Consider the following 17,228-nt stretch of genomic DNA (forward strand, 5'->3'; position numbering starts at 1 on the left):
CGGGCAATTCTAACGTAATTTTTGCGCTCAAGTTACTGTTAAGTGTTGAGTGTTGAGTGTTAAGCGCTATCACCCTTAGGTGTTAAGCCCTGCACTGTTAGGTTGTAAACTCAGATACCACGCCCTTTTTAGCTTCAGCCAACCGCGCTTGGCCAAATCAAGCGTAAATGCCACTGGCCTTTATCTAAACAAGCCATGATTTCCACCTCAGCGCCATAGCCTAGCTGTAACTGACTATAAATACCGGCATGCTGCCCAAGCCCTAAGGCTTTAGCCATTAAGTAGCGCATTACGCCGCCATGAGTGACTAGCCACACACACGGCGTACTGTGATTATGACGATTATCAGGCGCATTCATGGCATGCGCACAAGCAGGCGCGCGCGTAAGAACACTGGTCAACACTTGCTGCCATAGACTATCAAGCCGCGCGGCAAAGGCTGCCATGGTTTCAGCATTAGGCGGCGTAAAGGCCCAAGGGTCGGCATAAAAATCTTCAACGGCGCTTGGCGTGTGCTGATAAATATCGCTAATTAACTGCCCGTCCCAATCGCCATAATTAAACTCACGTAATTGCTCAGTCACTTCAACCTTGGGCCCTGCGCCATTCGGCCAATGCTGCTGATAAAACGTCATTAGCCCTTGGCGGCAGCGCCCAAGATCTGAGCACACAATCAAATCAGGTGCGCCCAAGCGCTCATAGCTATGAGTCAGGGCTTGCTGCAATTGTTGCAGGCCAAGCGCGCTCGGCGCGACATCGCTATGACCACGAAAAATTGCGCCGCCATGACACTGCCCGTGTCGAAACAGCATAATGCGCACGTTGGTAAACTCAGTGCTATCCCCATCTGATTTTGTAGCATCAATGGTGGTGTTTGTAGCACTAGTAGTCGCTCTTGGCATTAGCCCCTCGCAGTTGCATAAAACAATCAATTAAAAACAGTGGTAGCCAAGTGCTATTGGCTAACAGCATTAGCGCCATCTCAGTGAGCTAATCTGACTAACTGATTTCGGTTAACTCATTCCGGAAAACTCACTTAAGCCAACTTAAGCTAGCCAGTCTCCACCAATTAAGCTGAGCTTGGCACTGTAATGCCCCTACTTGCATTAGCCATCAAAAAACATGATTATAGACGTCTATACGTTTAAACATCCAAAAAATTTTAGACCAGAGACACAAAACTAGGTCGGTAAGATTACCGATTAAGGCAATAACCACAACAAGATAACAACAAAAACTGGCATCTAAAGCGCGGCTCCCCCATAGTGGATTGGCCGATAACTATAAGATAAATAACAGTTAGCACGATAATAACTAGCAGGAAGATGATCATGGAACGCGAATCTCAAGCTCAACAAGGTAATTCTGTACGCGCGGCATTAACCCAAGCACTGACCGAGCGCATTTTGGTGCTCGATGGCGCCATGGGCACTATGATCCAAGGCCATCAATTACAAGAAGCCGATTACCGCGGTGAGCGCTTTAAGGATTGGCATACCGATGTTAAAGGTAACAACGACCTCTTGGTGTTATCTCAACCACAGATCATCAAACAAATTCATCGAGATTACCTGCTTGCTGGCGCCGATATTATTGAAACTAATACCTTTAACGCCACTACTATCGCTATGGCTGATTATGACATGCAGTCACTGTCGGCCGAGATTAACTTTGCAGGCGCGCGCTTAGCCCGTGAGGCCTGTGATGAAGTCACACTCGCAACCGGAGTTCGCCGCTATGTGGCGGGTGTGTTAGGCCCCACTAACCGTACTTGCTCCATCAGCCCTGATGTTAATGACCCTGGCTTTCGCAACGTCAGCTTTGATGAGTTAGTGACCGCTTACACTGAATCTACCAAAGCCCTCATCGAAGGCGGCAGCGATATTATCTTAGTTGAAACCATCTTTGATACCTTAAATGCGAAAGCCGCCTTATTTGCCATTGAAACTGTCTTTGATGAACTCTTTGGGGTGCATTCACCAAATCGCCCACCGGTAATGATATCTGGCACTATTACCGATGCCTCAGGTCGCACCTTAACCGGCCAAACCACAGAAGCCTTTTATAATTCGCTGCGCCATATCAAACCGCTATCTATTGGCCTTAACTGCGCCCTAGGTCCAAAAGAACTGCGCCCTTATGTGGAAGAGTTAGCGCGCATTAGCGAATGCTTTGTTTCGGCGCACCCGAATGCCGGCTTACCTAACGAATTTGGCGGCTATGATGAAACGCCCCACGACATGGCACGGGTAATTAAAGAATGGGCGGCCGAAGGCTTACTGAATATTATTGGCGGCTGCTGCGGCAGTACCCCAGAGCATATCCGCGTTATTCGTGACGCCGTGCTTAAACACCCGCCAAGACTGATACCAGATATTCCGGTTGCATGCCACCTAGCAGGTTTGGAACCACTGACTATCGATGCCCAAACCTTGTTTGTAAACGTCGGGGAGCGCACGAACGTCACAGGTTCAGCTAAGTTTTTACGCCTGATTAAAGAAGGAAAATTTGAAGAAGCGCTCGATGTTGCCCGCGAGCAAGTAGAAAGCGGCGCGCAAATTATTGATATCAACATGGATGAAGGCATGCTCGATGGTGCTGAAATCATGCATAAGTTTTTAAACTTAATTGCCTCTGAGCCAGATATTAGCCGCGTGCCGATTATGATCGACTCCTCTAAATGGGAGGTGATAGAAGCTGGGCTTAAATGCGTTCAAGGCAAGAGCATAGTTAACTCGATATCCTTAAAAGAAGGCGAAGCTAAGTTTATTGAGCAGGCCACCTTAGTGAAGCGCTACGGCGCCGCGGCCATCATCATGGCGTTTGATGAACAAGGCCAAGCCGATACCAAGGCGCGCAAAATTGAAATTTGTACCCGCGCTTATCGGGTGTTAGTTGATAAGGTTGGTTTTCCGCCCGAAGACATTATTTTTGACCCCAATATTTTTGCCATCGCCACAGGTATAGATGAGCACGACAACTATGCCGTCGATTTTATTGATGCCATTAAAGAAATTAAGGCCACCCTGCCCCACGCCATGATTTCTGGCGGCGTATCGAATGTGTCGTTTTCGTTTCGCGGTAATAATCCGGTGCGCGAAGCCATACATGCGGTGTTTTTATATCACGCCATTAATGTCGGCATGGACATGGGCATAGTCAACGCTGGGCAGTTAGCGATTTATGATGATATTGACCCCGAATTAAAAGCGCGGGTTGAAAATGTAGTGCTTAATTTGCCATGTAAAGTGGCGGACTCCAGCAATACCGAGCAACTGCTAGAAATCGCCGAGCAGTATCGCGGTGATGGCGCCACTGTGAGTAAAAAAGAAGATCTTGAATGGCGCACTTGGCCAGTTAAGCAACGCCTCGCCCACGCACTCGTTAAAGGCATTACCGAGTTTATCGACCAAGATACCGAAGAAGCGCGCCAACTTGCCACCCGTCCGCTCGATGTGATTGAAGGGCCATTAATGGATGGCATGAACATAGTCGGTGACCTCTTTGGCTCAGGCAAAATGTTCTTACCGCAAGTGGTTAAATCGGCGCGCGTCATGAAAAAGGCGGTGGCCTACTTAAACCCTTATATAGAACTAGAAAAAGCCGAAGGTCAGTCTAACGGCAGAATTTTAATGGTGACAGTAAAGGGCGACGTCCACGATATCGGCAAGAATATCGTCGGCGTAGTGCTCGCCTGTAACGGTTTTGAAGTGTTTGATTTAGGCGTTATGGTATCGGTTGATAAGATTCTAGAAGCGGTGAAAACCCACAAGATTGATATTATCGGCATGTCAGGCTTAATTACCCCAAGCCTTGATGAAATGGTGCATAACGTTAAAACCTTCCAGCGCGAAGGCTTAACTATACCGGCGATTATTGGCGGCGCCACTTGCTCGAAAATTCATACCGCAGTAAAAATCGCCCCCCATTATCCCCATGGCGCCATTTACATTGCCGATGCGTCCCGCGCTGTGCCTATGGTCAGTAAACTGATTAGCAATGAGACGCGCCAAGCCACCATAGATCAAACCTATGCCGAATATGCGGATATGCGCGAAAAGCGCTTAGCTCAGGCTAAACGCAAAAATATCGTCGCCATTGAAGAGGCTCGCGCTAACCGCTGCCAGCATGATTGGGCCAATTACACCCCAGTTACCCCTAAGGTACTCGGCCGCCAAGTGTTTGATGATTATCCGCTCGCCGATTTAGTGGAGCGCATCGATTGGACACCGTTTTTCCGCGCCTGGGAATTGCATGGCCATTACCCAGAAATCCTTACCGATAAAGTAGTCGGCGAAGAAGCCCAAAAACTGTTTGCCGATGGCAAGGCCATGCTTAATACCATAATCCAAGAAAAATGGCTGACCGCCAAAGGCGTTATCGGTTTATTCCCAGCCAATACAGTCAATTTTGATGATATTGAACTTTATACCGATGACAGCCGCACTGAGCTTGAGTTAACGACTCATCACCTGCGGATGCAAATCGAGCGCGTCGGCAATCATAACTTCTGCCTTGCCGATTTTGTGGCGCCAAAAGACAGCGGCATTGCTGATTACATGGGCGGTTTTGCAGTAACCACAGGCCACGGCATAGATGAGCATGTGGCGCGCTTTGAAGCCAATCACGATGACTACAATGCCATTATGCTTAAATGCTTAGCAGACCGTTTAGCCGAAGCCTTTGCTGAGCGGATGCACGAGCGCGTGCGTAAAGAATTTTGGGGTTATGCCAGTGATGAAACGCTTGATAACGAAGCCTTAATTCGCGAAAAATATAAAGGCATACGCCCGGCCCCAGGGTATCCCGCTTGCCCTGATCACACCGAAAAAGGCTTATTGTGGGACTTACTTAAGCCCGATGAAACTATCAATCTCAATATCACCGAAAGCTACGCCATGTACCCCACGGCCGCGGTTTCTGGCTGGTACTTTGCCCACCCGCAATCGCGCTACTTTGGCATCACCAATATTGGCCTCGATCAAGTGGCAGACTATGCCAAGCGCAAAGGCATGTCAGTGACAGAAACCGAGAAGTGGTTAGCACCTGTGCTTGATTATGATCCAGAGTAATAGCGAACTTTTCTAAGAGATCTAATGCTTGTGTATTTAGAGGATAATGAGACGAAGTAAGTGATTAAACCATGCGGTGATGATGGTGTGTTTTAGCCATCATCGCCTGCGGCGGGCTACCGTGTTGTCGATTTCTCGACTCACCGCGAGTACATCCTTGTAGGCTCAACTGCGGCATCCTTGCCGCAGATGGTCTCGAACTCGACAACACACTATCTATTCCAACCGTCCACTACCAAAGATTATTTTTGGCATTTCAAGACCCATTAATTTATGGACTTACAAGCTAAGCTCTAGGCATACCTTTTCACTTAGAGTGATAAATCAAAGGCAATAAACCTACACTAATAGCGAGTTTATGATTTTACTCAGTTCATCAGATAAATAGTTTTTATTGCATCCGTAAGAATATTAAGTCTTTTGCCTTCCATCGGGGGACAGTCAAGACCGCTAAAATGCCTATTTATTAAATCCTTCCAATATGTTCTTTGTTGCGGTTCTTTCAGTGAAAAAAGTGATGAGTTATGCTTGCATTCCATTCCCAGCATCACAGCTAAAACTTCATATGTGGTGGCTTGATGTACGGAAGCATCAATAACATCAGGAATATTATCGACGCCCATAAACGCACCAAGCTGCTTTGCATCTAATTCATTAGATAGTGCTGCATTGGCTAAGTTAGGCTTAATACTGACGAGTAATATACCGAGTAAGACTATTGGGTTGTAAATCGACATTTTTTTATTTGATAATCCATCGTTAGAAATGCTCTCATAGATTTCAAGGTATCTAATCAAGGTTTCGACTTCTCGCAGCGATAGTTTATTAATAGTTATAACCTGTGTTATCAGCTCAGAATATGAATAAGCGCTTAACTCTAACTCTTTAAGAATTGGACTATTCACCACACTATTTTTGTAATGTCGCGCTGAAGCTAAAATAGCTTCATGTTGATTTTGATTTGTTGTATTAGGCAGAGTGAAGGTAAATTTCAGGAATTTATCAAGATAGCGCTGCGCGTCAATACTTGTTCCATAACAATGGTTAATCGAAGCTTTTAGCTGGTCAGTATTGGTTATCAATACAAACTTAACGCCATTCACATCAAAAGTATGTTTAATAGTTTCCAGCATCAATACCGCGAAATCTGGGCGACAGCGATCCAACTCATCAATAAACAGCACGATAGGCTTTTTCTGCGCGATAGCGGCTAAAGCGTTTTTCAATGCCTTAAGGCTTTGATCAGCTTGCATATGATCCTTAAGTAGAGCTTCTACCGATGAATCTATGGCAGCATCAGCTACCTGTTTTACTTGCTCATCAAAGCCATCAATAAGGGAGTCAGTATCTTGGCGAAGAGCATGAGATACGCACGCTTTTGCAACTACTTTCAGCCCGTAACGCAGTGCTGGTATGGCCTTTTTAATAAGCCCGGCCTTATCCTCATCATTAGGTAGAACTTCTAGCACTTTTGCTAATACGGTAAGCAAAGGCTCATCAGCGTGATCGACTTTAAAGGCGTCAATGTAAATAAGATGATGAGTGTTATTTTCCTTCATTAAATTAATAAGTTTGTGGCAAAACTCGGTCTTGCCAAGTCCCCACGAACCATCAATCACTAATGGCGATACTTGGATATCAGAACTAAGTAGCTTAATAACTTTCTCAGCTATGTTTTTTCTATTGAATTCATCACGTTCTGTAAATGTGATGGGAGCTTCTTGAGGCATGATTAACCGCGGTGTTCTGATTGATTGTTCAGCCATAATATCACCAACATTCCGTAGAAATGATGATACTAATCATGCTGTAACACATTGGCATACAAGCTAAATATAACTAAACCACAAGCAATGAGGAGTAAACAAGTAACCACCAGTCTTGACGGTTGGAATAATAGTGTGTTGTCGAGTTCGAGACCATCTGAGGCAAGGATGCCTCAGTTGAGCCCACAAGGATGTGCTGGCGGCGTGTCGAGAAATCGACAACACAGTAGCCTGCTGCAGGCAATTAAGTAAACCGAGCTTACTGCAACATAAATGCTATTTAGCAGTGCAAAATCAAGGAATGCTTGGTGCTCATCGTCACCAACCACTCCTCTTAATGATTAAAGATAAAACGACCTTAATTCTGCTAATGCTTGCTGCAAATATTCTGGCTGCAATTTCTCGTTAGGAACAGGGCGATTATGATTGTCTAGCAGCTGCATTTGCCCACCGGCACCGACTTCTAAAATACGATCGGGCGTCATAATGGCATAACTGCTGTAACTGGAAGCCATCACAAATGGTCGCTCCACCACTGGGCCCAGTAAATCCGCGCCTTGGGCAAAATCTGAGACCGGATTTTGCACCCCTAAAAAGTGCTTAGCTAAGGTTGGTGCCACATCTAAATGAGTCGTTACAGTATCGGCAGGCCAAAACTTATCGGCACTGATATTAGGCGCGACCACAACAAAGGGAACATGCACTTGTACTGAGGTAAAGTTACTGTTGTGACCCCAAAAGTTTAAGCCATTGTCATTAATCTCTTGGCCATGATCGCCCGTGATAATCACTAAGGTATTCGCGAGATCGCCACTGCGCTCTAAGGTTGTTAGTACTTGCTGCACTAAGCTGTCGACATAATGAACACTATTCTTGTAGCGATTAATCAGCGGCTTAGGGTCAGAGCTGTTGTTTAACGCTAAGAAATTCACGCCACTGGCCTGCGGTTCATACACTAAGGGGTAGTCATCTGGCATATCAAAGCCATGGGGCGCATCATAAAATAAGAAGGAAAAGCTTGGACGCTTAACATCGCGCGCGCCATACCATGCTTGCCAATCTTGGGTGATGTCTTGATCTAATTCCGCAGGGCGACTGCCATCGGACTCAAGGCGTAAGTCGTTAATTTTGCTAAATACGGTTTCATTAAATTCAGGCGAGCGTAAATGGGCGGCAGCAAAAATACCGGTTTGATAACCCAATTGCTGCATTCTATCGACCAATAATGGTGACGTTTGGTTGGCTAAAAAGCTGTGCCAATAGGTGCCATGCACGCCATAAAACAAGCCAAAAATACCAGTGCGGGTAGAGTTACCGGTGGCGTAATGCTGGTTGAAATTCTGCCCTTGCTGGGCAAATTGCCACATATGCGGCGTGTTTTGCGCGTTAAAGGTATCAAAGCGCCATGAATCAACCACTATCATCATGATATTCATGGGCTGTTCTATGGGTTCAAGCAGTAATGGCGCTTTCGGGTAATTAAGATCGCCCTGACGCTTAATATTCAGCGCCTTTTGCGCAGCAATTTCATCTGCATTAACTAGTCCATACTTAGCCAGTAAGCCATTGGCAGTTAACGGATAAAACAAAGGAAAATACCGTTTTAACACAGTCACAGGTTGATAACCGTGGGCAGCGGCCCAAATGTGAATGCCATTACTAGCCAGCAAACACACAACACCTATTGCAGCTAAGATGCGAAAACGAATTTTTTGCGGTTTGGCTAATCCTTTAAGCAGCAAGACTTCAGCCACAAAAATAGCGGCTATGGTGGCGGCGGTCGCCAGATACATAACGATTGGAAAACTAACCACTTGCCCAGAGAGCACTAATTCTAAGACCACGGCATTAATATGAAAGCGATACTGAGCAAATACAAAGGTATCTATGATCAAGGCCGTCAGGAGTAAGGTCGCTAACAATGCCTGACTCAATAAGCGCGCTCGAGCGGGCAGTAATAATAACGGCAGGCCCACTAGGCTTAAGCCTGCAGTTAACACCATGAAATGGCTGATGTTGGAGCTCACCAAGAACACTTGCGCCAATAACTCTGCTGGCCACTGGGGTAAATAAGCCAAATAATGACACGCTATGACCATAGCTATTAGCGCATTCACCATCACAAAGCGCCCATAGTTACTTAATTTATCTTGCACCGCACATCCTCCAAGCCAAAATCAATATCTGCAATCTTATTAAAATCGCGCGATTATGGATTGAAATGACTGACAGGTACATTAATTTTAGGATAAGAATCAATAGTTAATTCAGGATGAGCTAGTGTTGCTATGGTGCCGTTAGCCGTAAAACTAACCGCCCAATCAAACGAAGAACAAGCGATAAACAAGCGTAACAGCAGCCTAAGCGCTGATATGCGCCTGTGCTTAAGCTGTGATAACATCTGGCGCAGTTAAGATTAACCCATTCACTATTGATAACGAGTCCGCGATGAATCCCATTATTGCCATGTTAAAAGAACACCAAGTCAGTGATAGCCAAATTCAGTCATTATTTCAAACCTTGACCGAAAACCCATTAATGGCCATGGGTGTGATCAGTCAGTTAGGCATAGCGCCTGAAAAACTGCAGCAATTAATGGCTATGGTCATGCAAAACCCAGGCTTGATTAAGCAAGCGGTGGAAGAGCTAGGATTAGATTTTGCCAAGGTTGAAGCCGCAAAAGCTCAACTGCAAAAGTAAGCTCAGCGGAAAAGCAGCGCTGCAGTAAATAGGCACGCCTAGCTAAGCCGCGCCCCATAAAACAAGCCACTCAATTGAGTGGCTTGTTGTTAATGACCAAGACCATATTTAGCGCGCTTTTGCCTGCTATTTTCCAAGCTCAGTAGGAAATGCTGGCGCTTGCTGGTGCACGACTGGCTTAGCGGTTTTTAGCTGCAAGGTTACTTCAGCTAAGGCGCTATCAAGCTGTGGATCGCGGCCTTGATTGACTGCGACAGGGTCTAACTCCACTTCGATATCCGGCGCTACCCCTTCGTTTTCAATACGCCATTCATGATCTGGGGTAAAGAAGCGGAAGTTAGGCACAGTGACTGTGCCACCATCGACAAATGGACGGTTAGCATAAATGCCAATCAAGCCGCCCCAAGTGGTTTTACCAATCAAGGTGCCAAGCTTTAAGCGTTTAAAGGCGTATGGCAAAAAGTCACCGCCAGAGCCCGCATCTTGGTCAATCAGCATCACTTTCGGGCCATACATGGCGCCCGATGGCGTAGAAAACATCATCTCATCAGAGCGATATTTCCAGCCAGATAAATACTGGCGACTCAAGACATCGGTAATATAGTTGGCCGCTTGGCCGCCGCCATTACTGCGCTCATCTAAAATCATGCCTTGCTTGTCGACTTGGGCAAAATACATGCGGTTAAAGCTACTGTAACCCGCGGTCGTGGTATTAGGTAAATACACATAACCTATCTGACCTTTAGAGGCTTCATCCACATACTGGCGGTTGGTTTCGACCCAATGCACATGGCGCAATTCGCTCTCGCTCGCTATGGGTTCAACCACTACCACTTTGCTGTTAGCAAAGCTGCCATCACGACTCACGGTAAGGCGCACTTGCTTATCGGCCTTATTGACAAAATAAGAGTAAAAACTCACGTCTGTATTTAGGTTTTTACCATCCACCGCCAAAATATAATCGCCGACGTTAACATCTAAGCCAGGCACGGCCAGCGGCGCTTTTAAATGCGGATTCCAGCGCTCACCGTTATAAATCTTAGTGAGTTGATAAAAGCCTTTGTTAATAGCGACATCCGCGCCTAATAGCCCAACCTTAACGTTCGGCTCTTGATGAATATCGCCGCCCACTATGTAGTTATGGCCTACCTGCATTTCAGAAATCATGTCGCGCATTAAGCTGTTTAAGTCTTCGCGGCGCGCCACATGCTTCACTAGCGGTTGATATTTATGGTAAACCGCTTGCCAATCTAGGCCGTGCATATTGGCATCGTAAAAATAATCCCGCTCGTTCCGCCAGGCTTCATCAAAGATTTGCTGCCATTCATGGTGTGGATCGATAAGCGCTTTAACATCGGTAGTGACTAACACTTCAGGTTTAATGGTTTCACCAACGGCAGCCGTCGACAGTGTCTTATCCTTACTGACTAACAATAACTGTTTGCCATCACCCGACACGCTTACGCTTCTAACATCCGGCGCTAAGCTTTCAACCTTGCGCTCGGTCAGATTAAAACGCTTAAGCTCTGAGCTCGCTAAACCTTGGCCATCAACTTCAATACTGGCGCCAGCCTGCACGCCTTCAATAAAGTAGAGATGATTATCATCGGCGCTGACTAAATCCCAATAATTACGCTGGGCGACAGGAAGCGCGACTATGCGCTGCGCTAAGTTGTCGGTATCGATAACCACAGGCGCTGCCGCTTCTGGAGTTTTAGGGCTAGCACTTGGCTCAGCAGTTTTGCCTGCAACCGCTGGGGTTGCAGGGGTTGCTGGTTTTTCAGTGGCATTAATGTCAGCTTCATCGCTAAGCTTAGGCAGTAATGGCGACTTGCCGTCTTGCTGCAACACTAAGGCGTATAAACCATAACGCCTTGGCTGCTCTTGGCTGGATAAATCTAAGTCAAAGGCTGACGGCCCTTGGTTAGTCGATGAGGCAAAATACAAGTACTGACCATCACGGCTAAACACAGGCTCGCTGTTATCACTCATGCCATCTGTGACTTTAAAATGCTTGGCCGACTTAATGTTATATAAATATAAGTCACTTAAATAATTAGGATTAAGCTTGGTATAGGCTAACCACTGGCTATCGGGCGAGCTAGCAACGCCAGAGGCTTTAATGCCAAAACTCTTAGCCACTAACTGGCTTTTACCTGAATTGATATTCAGTAGCCATAATCCCGCTTCGGCGTCGCCATAAACAATATGATCGCCATCATTAAGCCATTCAAACAAGAAGGCATCACCGAGATCGCCGCCAAGATTAACGGTTTTGAGCACCTTGCCAAATTGGTCACTCAATACCAGCTGATAACTGCGGCTCTTATCTGTGATGTAAGCGAGCTTATCGCCCTTAGGTGACCACAAGCCGTCGCGCTCATTGGCGGCGGCATTATTAGTTAAGTTATAAGTGCTGCCATCTTTGACTGGCACGCTATACACATCGCCGCGCGCGCTCACTAACACTCGCTTGCCAGTGGTAGACAATTGGCTGCTCGTTAACGATTTCATCGCATCTTTCCACTGCGGCCGGCGCTGGGGTAAATCTGCTTGAATATCTATGCTTATGGCTTTACTTAGGCCAGTGACAGTATCAAAGATGAACAGGGCGCCGCCCTTTTCAAACACAATTTCAGTGCCATAGGCATCAGCGTTGGCAATGTCCCAATCGGTAAATTCTGTGACTTGACTGACTTTACCCGCGCTATAGCGGTAGAGGTTTTTATGGTTATTACGATCTGAAATAAAATAAATATCATCGCCCACCCACATAGGATAGCTGTCACTAAAGTTGCCGTGAGGGATTTCGGTATAACTGTGTAGCGCTAGGTCATAAATCCAAATGGGCGGCGTAGTGCCGCCTCTGTGGTTACGCCAACCGTTTTTGCCGCCATGGGCTAAACGTTCTGGATTGTAAGCTAATTTTTTACCGTCGCTGGATAACTCACCATCAAATACCGCGGCTTGCATCACTTTGGCTGGCATGCCGCCATTAATGCTTACGGTAAATAGTTGGCCAGTGCGGTTATGGGCGATATCGCGGTGCGAGGTAAAGAGCACTTGCTTGCCATCGGGCGACCAGCCTTTCACTTCATCAATGCCGGGGTGCCATGTTAAGCGCTGCGGTTGCCCGCCAGCCGTTGGCACTATATAGACGTCTTGATTACCATCATAGCCACCGGTAAAGGCAATCCACTGACCATCGGGAGATAAATGCGGGTTAGTTTCGCTGGCAGCGTGCGACGTGACGCGTTTGACTTGCAATCCTTGCTTATCGGCCACATAAATATCACCACCATACACAAAGGCTAAGTTGCCTTTAGCCAAACTTGGCTCTTGCAATAAAAAGGTCTCAGCATGGGCGCTAGCCGCCAAACAGGCCGCCGCCACCGCACTGATAATAAAGCGCTTGTTCTTCATCATGATCCCCTAACTTCTTATCACTTAGGGCCAGTAGCCGCTAAGCTGGTATTGCAACTAATGAGTCGTTATTGATCTATGTTGGCTTTGGCTCATTAGTGGTGCTTATTCTTCAGCCCACACTTTGAATTGATAACGACAAATCGTCAAGCCAACAACTTGTTAGTAACAAGATAAATACAGTGAATTCATCATTTTCGTGATGACCGAGCTAATTAACAGACTTATGACGATTCATTGCTGCCATTAAGTGACTAGGGCTCGATAAATACACCTTAAAAAAAAGACCTCGCAAGCGAGGTCTTTTAGTTAACAATCACTGGTTAACAGTCACTAATTAACAGCGACTTACGCCGCAGCGGCAGCCGCAAGCTTGTATTTTCTATCCACTAACACTACGGCTATCAAGCAGACAATAGCGACAGCAATACCTATGGGTCGGCTTAACTCTTGGGCTAATCCAAGACCTATGCCTGCGGTCATAATGTAAGAGAAGGTAACGCTGGTACCAATCACAGCCGGTAAGCTCACTATCCAATGGAAGGCATTGCGGTCTAATAAATACTTAGTGGCCAACCACAAGACGCTGGTTGATAACAGCATGTTAGAGAACGCGAAGTAACGCCAAATTAAGGTGAAATCGATTTTAGTCATAAAGTAAGCAATGACTAAAATAGGCACTGACAACAATAAACGGTTGCGCAGATTTTGAGGAATATTAAAGGCGTCTACCATGGTTAAACGCAGCGATCTAAAGGCGGTATCACCCGAAGTAATAGGGAATACAGCCACGGCAATAATCGCCATTACGCCGCCCATTACGCCTAAATAACTCGTAGCAATCTGATTAACCACTAAACCTGGGCCACCTTGGTCAAGCACTTGCTTTAATTCAACATAACCACCAGGGAAAGCCGCAATACCAGCCAGTGCCCATACGCAAGCCACTACGCCTTCAGACATCATGGCGCCAAAATACACAGGGCGCACATATTTTTCGTTGGTTAAGCAGCGCGCCATAATTGGCGCTTGAGTTGAATGGAAACCACTGATGGCGCCACAGGTAATGGTCACAAATAACAAGGGCCATACAGGTAAGCCATTCGGGTTGGGTTGCAATAACTCTTCGTTGTAATGACTGTGATCGAAATAGGCAAGAAAATCAGCCGGCATAGGTAAGTGCGGTGCATTAAATAATAACGCCACAGCTAAAGACACTGTCATCACTATCATTAATAAACCAAAGGCTGGATATAACTTAGTAATGATTTTATCAATCGGCAGTAAGGTGGCTAAAAAGTAGTAAAGTAAAATCACTAATACCCAAAAAGTGTTGCCGCTTAAAAAGGTACCTTCAAAATAACTTAAGTTACTTAACAGACCCGCTGGGCTCATGATAAATACCACGCCCACAAAAAACAGCAGCATGGCGGTGAACACTAACATTAAGCCTTTAAAGAATACGTTAAAGTAATGCCCAGCAATTTCCGGCAAGCTTTTACCATCTTCCTTAATACTTAATACGCCAGAGAAGTAATCATGCACTGCGCCGCCAAGAATATTACCTATCACAATCCACACTAAGGCAATCGGGCCGTATAACGCGCCTAAAATAGGACCAAAGATTGGACCCACGCCAGCGACGTTCAAAAATTGAATGAGGAAGGCTTTTATCGGACTCACTTCCACATAATCGACCCCATCATTAAAGCGTTGCTGCGGGGTTTTGGCATGTTCATCCATCCCCGCTTGGCGCTCCACAAAGGGGCTATAAAACTTATACGCTACAACTAGCAAGGCAAGGCAACCAAAGAAAATCAGCATGATTATTATCCAGTGTTATTGGCTATGTATTATTTGTTCATTTTTTTTTGGATATTCACTATCGCCAGCCTTTAACTTGTCGGGGCAAGGTTGGCAAAGGTAGTCAGAAACTAGACATTAACTATTAAGGTAAGCACCACAGAGCCATTATAAAAAGTTGGCCTAGTGTTAACGACTTGCTGCATTTGGTCAATAGTTTGGCCATTAGACTAAAGTCTATATTAGCAATAACATCTAAGATATTGATGTAAAAGGCTTATGTAGCATGTGCTTATACACTATTCATCAACCAAGCTTGCATTAAATGACAGCATAGATAACCGCGATTAAATACTGCCAATTGCATTAATAACGCTTATTTATCTCGCCCAAATACTGATAAACACTGCCACTCAATTAGCCAGCGTTCATATCACAACACTAATTGCTATTAATTAACATCTTCCGCTAATGCTCGGCATTTTTCCGATAGTTTGCGGCAGAAATTCGCTAGTTTTGATGGGGGTAATCTATAAAGATGAATTCCAGCCAAAGGAATATAAGTACATGAATTCTAGTATTTAGATGGCGTTCTGCTGCATAAGAATAAATACAATGAGGACGAGCTAATGTTTACCAATTATTGGACGTTAGATGCATTTATTATTGCCAGTTTACTGCTTTGTATTTTTGTCATAGTGATTTTTGCTTACCATGAATATCACGGCAGCGGAGAATTGGCGCCCTATGTGGCCAAGGAACCAGCATGAATTTCTTACTCAATTGGCTGCTATTACTGATCACAGTCGCCATCATGTTAGGCTTATCGGTTTATAGCAATCGCGTCATGCACTCAGGCAAAGGTGAAAGTGGATTCTTATTAGCCTCAAACTGTTTAGGGCCATTTATCGGCGCCGCCACCATAGTCGCTACCGCCTTTTCTGGCTGGGGATTTATGGGCTCACCTGGGGTGGCCTATAAATACGGCATGATAGAACTCTTAGGTAATTTCTTTTTCGCGCCCGCCATAGTGCTGGCGGTATTATTATGTGCGCGCTTCTTACATCAAAAAGCGCAATCTATGGGCACCCTCACCATAGCTGAATATATTGCCAATAGTCACGATGGCCCAAGCCATATAAAACGTATTACCCAAGCGTTTGCCGCCATTATTATTATTTTATTACTACTGGTATTTCTGGTCGGGCAAATTAAAGCCTTAGGCTTATTAGGCAGCCAATGGTTAGGCATTAGTCCCACCACAGCCTCGATTATTATGGTCAGTATTATTATTTTATATACCGCCACCGGTGGATTAGCAGCGGTGGCATTTACTGATACCTTTATGGTCATAGGCATGTGTATTTCGGCGGTTATTATTGTCGCCACAGTATTTAGTGATATTGCCCCGCTAGACTTATTTAATCAGCTTAACGCCATCGACAGTGATTTACTCGCCCCCGATCATTCTGGCCCCTATGGTTCAAGCCGCTGGCACGTACTTATGGTGTTGCCCTATGCCTTTATTTATAGTGCGACCCTGCCTTATATGTCATCGCGCTTTATGGCTTTTGCCAATACCACTAAGGTGCATCACGTCGCGGCTTACATTACCCCGATGGCATTATTATTAAGTTTAGTGCCGATTGTCGGCTGCTATATCCGCCTTAAAGTACCGAATTTAGCCAATCCCGATGATGCCATGCCGGTATTTTTAACCCAGTTTTTATCACCCGGCCTAGCGGCAATCGTCACCTTATTTATTTTGTTCGCCATGAAATCTACCGCTAATTCAGTACTGCATGCCATAGCAAGCGCTGCCTCCCACGATTTGCGCCAAGCCATTTGGCCGCATAAAAAGCTTAATAGCACCCAACTGTTAGTGCTTAATCGCAGCGCTGTGGTCACCCTTGGCCTGTTAGGTTTTGTGTTAATGCTGTTTGCGCCGCCTGTCATGCTCTCTATGTTAGCGATTTTAGGTTCAGGCACCTTAATGGCCGCCTTAGTTGCCCCGACCTTATTGGCGCACTGGCTGCCAGGTAATATATACGCAGCGCTCACCTCCTTGCTTACCGGCTTTATTAGCGGCGCCATCCTATTTACTTGCTTTGATTTAGGCTGGGTTGAAGCGCCGTTATATTCATCGCTACTTGCTTGCCTAAGTTACGCCTTAGTGGTTAAAGGCTTTCAATACCAAGTCGCCACTCAATGTAAGTCGTAATTGAATTAGCCTTTACTTAAGCTGCCAATGTTCAAATCGCTATCTAATTGAGCTAAAGCTTGCATTAACTCAATTCTGCTAAAAATGAGCTAACGACAGAATTCTTATTTAGAAGGATTTGCTAGTTTTGATATACAAAAAATAATGGATGGTAAGAAGCAGAACAACCATTGAGTGTGCATTAGGAAGTATTAATACAAATAAATATATTTGATATGGTGCAAATTCACCTGATACGTATTA

The 17,228-nt window shown here is 45.5% G+C and carries 9 protein-coding genes; 4 read left to right on the top strand and 5 right to left on the bottom strand.

What is annotated here, in order from left to right; translation table 11 throughout:
• Positions 1-134: 134 nt before the first annotated feature.
• On the bottom strand, positions 135-902 hold the full coding sequence (locus tag FJQ87_RS16835) for a histidine phosphatase family protein (protein WP_140933603.1): 768 nt from the start codon (positions 900-902) through the stop codon (positions 135-137).
• A gap of 429 nt (positions 903-1,331) precedes the next feature.
• On the opposite strand from FJQ87_RS16835, the gene metH reads away from it, so the two are divergent.
• Positions 1,332-5,072, top strand: a complete 3,741-nt coding sequence (gene metH / locus FJQ87_RS16840; RefSeq protein ID WP_140933604.1) for a methionine synthase — start codon at positions 1,332-1,334, stop codon at positions 5,070-5,072.
• 368 nt (positions 5,073-5,440) lie between these two features.
• On the opposite strand, the gene FJQ87_RS16845 is transcribed toward metH, so the two are convergent.
• Positions 5,441-6,838: a KAP family NTPase gene (locus tag FJQ87_RS16845; RefSeq protein WP_206194349.1), complete on the bottom strand. Its 1,398-nt coding sequence runs from the start codon at positions 6,836-6,838 to the stop codon at positions 5,441-5,443.
• Positions 6,839-7,179: 341 nt separating this feature from the next.
• Entirely contained in the window at positions 7,180-8,994 is a 1,815-nt protein-coding gene (locus FJQ87_RS16850) for a DUF3413 domain-containing protein (RefSeq protein ID WP_240778764.1), read from the bottom strand.
• 292 nt (positions 8,995-9,286) lie between these two features.
• On the opposite strand from FJQ87_RS16850, the gene FJQ87_RS16855 reads away from it, so the two are divergent.
• A complete protein-coding gene (locus tag FJQ87_RS16855) occupies positions 9,287-9,538 on the top strand; it encodes a DUF2999 family protein (RefSeq protein ID WP_140933605.1) in 252 nt (83 codons plus the stop codon).
• 126 nt (positions 9,539-9,664) lie between these two features.
• Here FJQ87_RS16855 and FJQ87_RS16860 read toward each other — a convergent pair whose 3' ends face one another.
• Positions 9,665-12,964 (bottom strand): S41 family peptidase, encoded by a 3,300-nt coding sequence (locus tag FJQ87_RS16860; RefSeq protein ID WP_240778766.1) that lies wholly within the window; start codon positions 12,962-12,964, stop codon positions 9,665-9,667.
• Between the two features lie 345 nt (positions 12,965-13,309).
• A complete protein-coding gene (locus FJQ87_RS16865; RefSeq protein WP_140933606.1) occupies positions 13,310-14,785 on the bottom strand; it encodes a carbon starvation CstA family protein in 1,476 nt (491 codons plus the stop codon).
• Positions 14,786-15,393: 608 nt separating this feature from the next.
• On the opposite strand from FJQ87_RS16865, the gene FJQ87_RS18725 reads away from it, so the two are divergent.
• Both FJQ87_RS18725 and FJQ87_RS16870 read left to right on the top strand, forming a co-directional pair.
• Positions 15,394-15,534 carry a hypothetical protein gene (locus tag FJQ87_RS18725; protein WP_168195218.1) on the top strand — a complete coding sequence of 47 codons (141 nt, stop codon included), beginning with the start codon at positions 15,394-15,396 and terminating at the stop codon, positions 15,532-15,534.
• Positions 15,531-16,985: a sodium:solute symporter family protein gene (locus FJQ87_RS16870; RefSeq protein ID WP_206194350.1), complete on the top strand. Its 1,455-nt coding sequence runs from the start codon at positions 15,531-15,533 to the stop codon at positions 16,983-16,985. Before FJQ87_RS18725 ends, FJQ87_RS16870 begins: the two co-directional genes overlap by 4 nt.
• Positions 16,986-17,228 lie beyond the last annotated feature (243 nt).

The organism is Shewanella sp. SNU WT4 (assembly GCF_006494715.1).
In the GTDB taxonomy this organism is placed as follows: Bacteria; Pseudomonadota; Gammaproteobacteria; order Enterobacterales; family Shewanellaceae; genus Shewanella.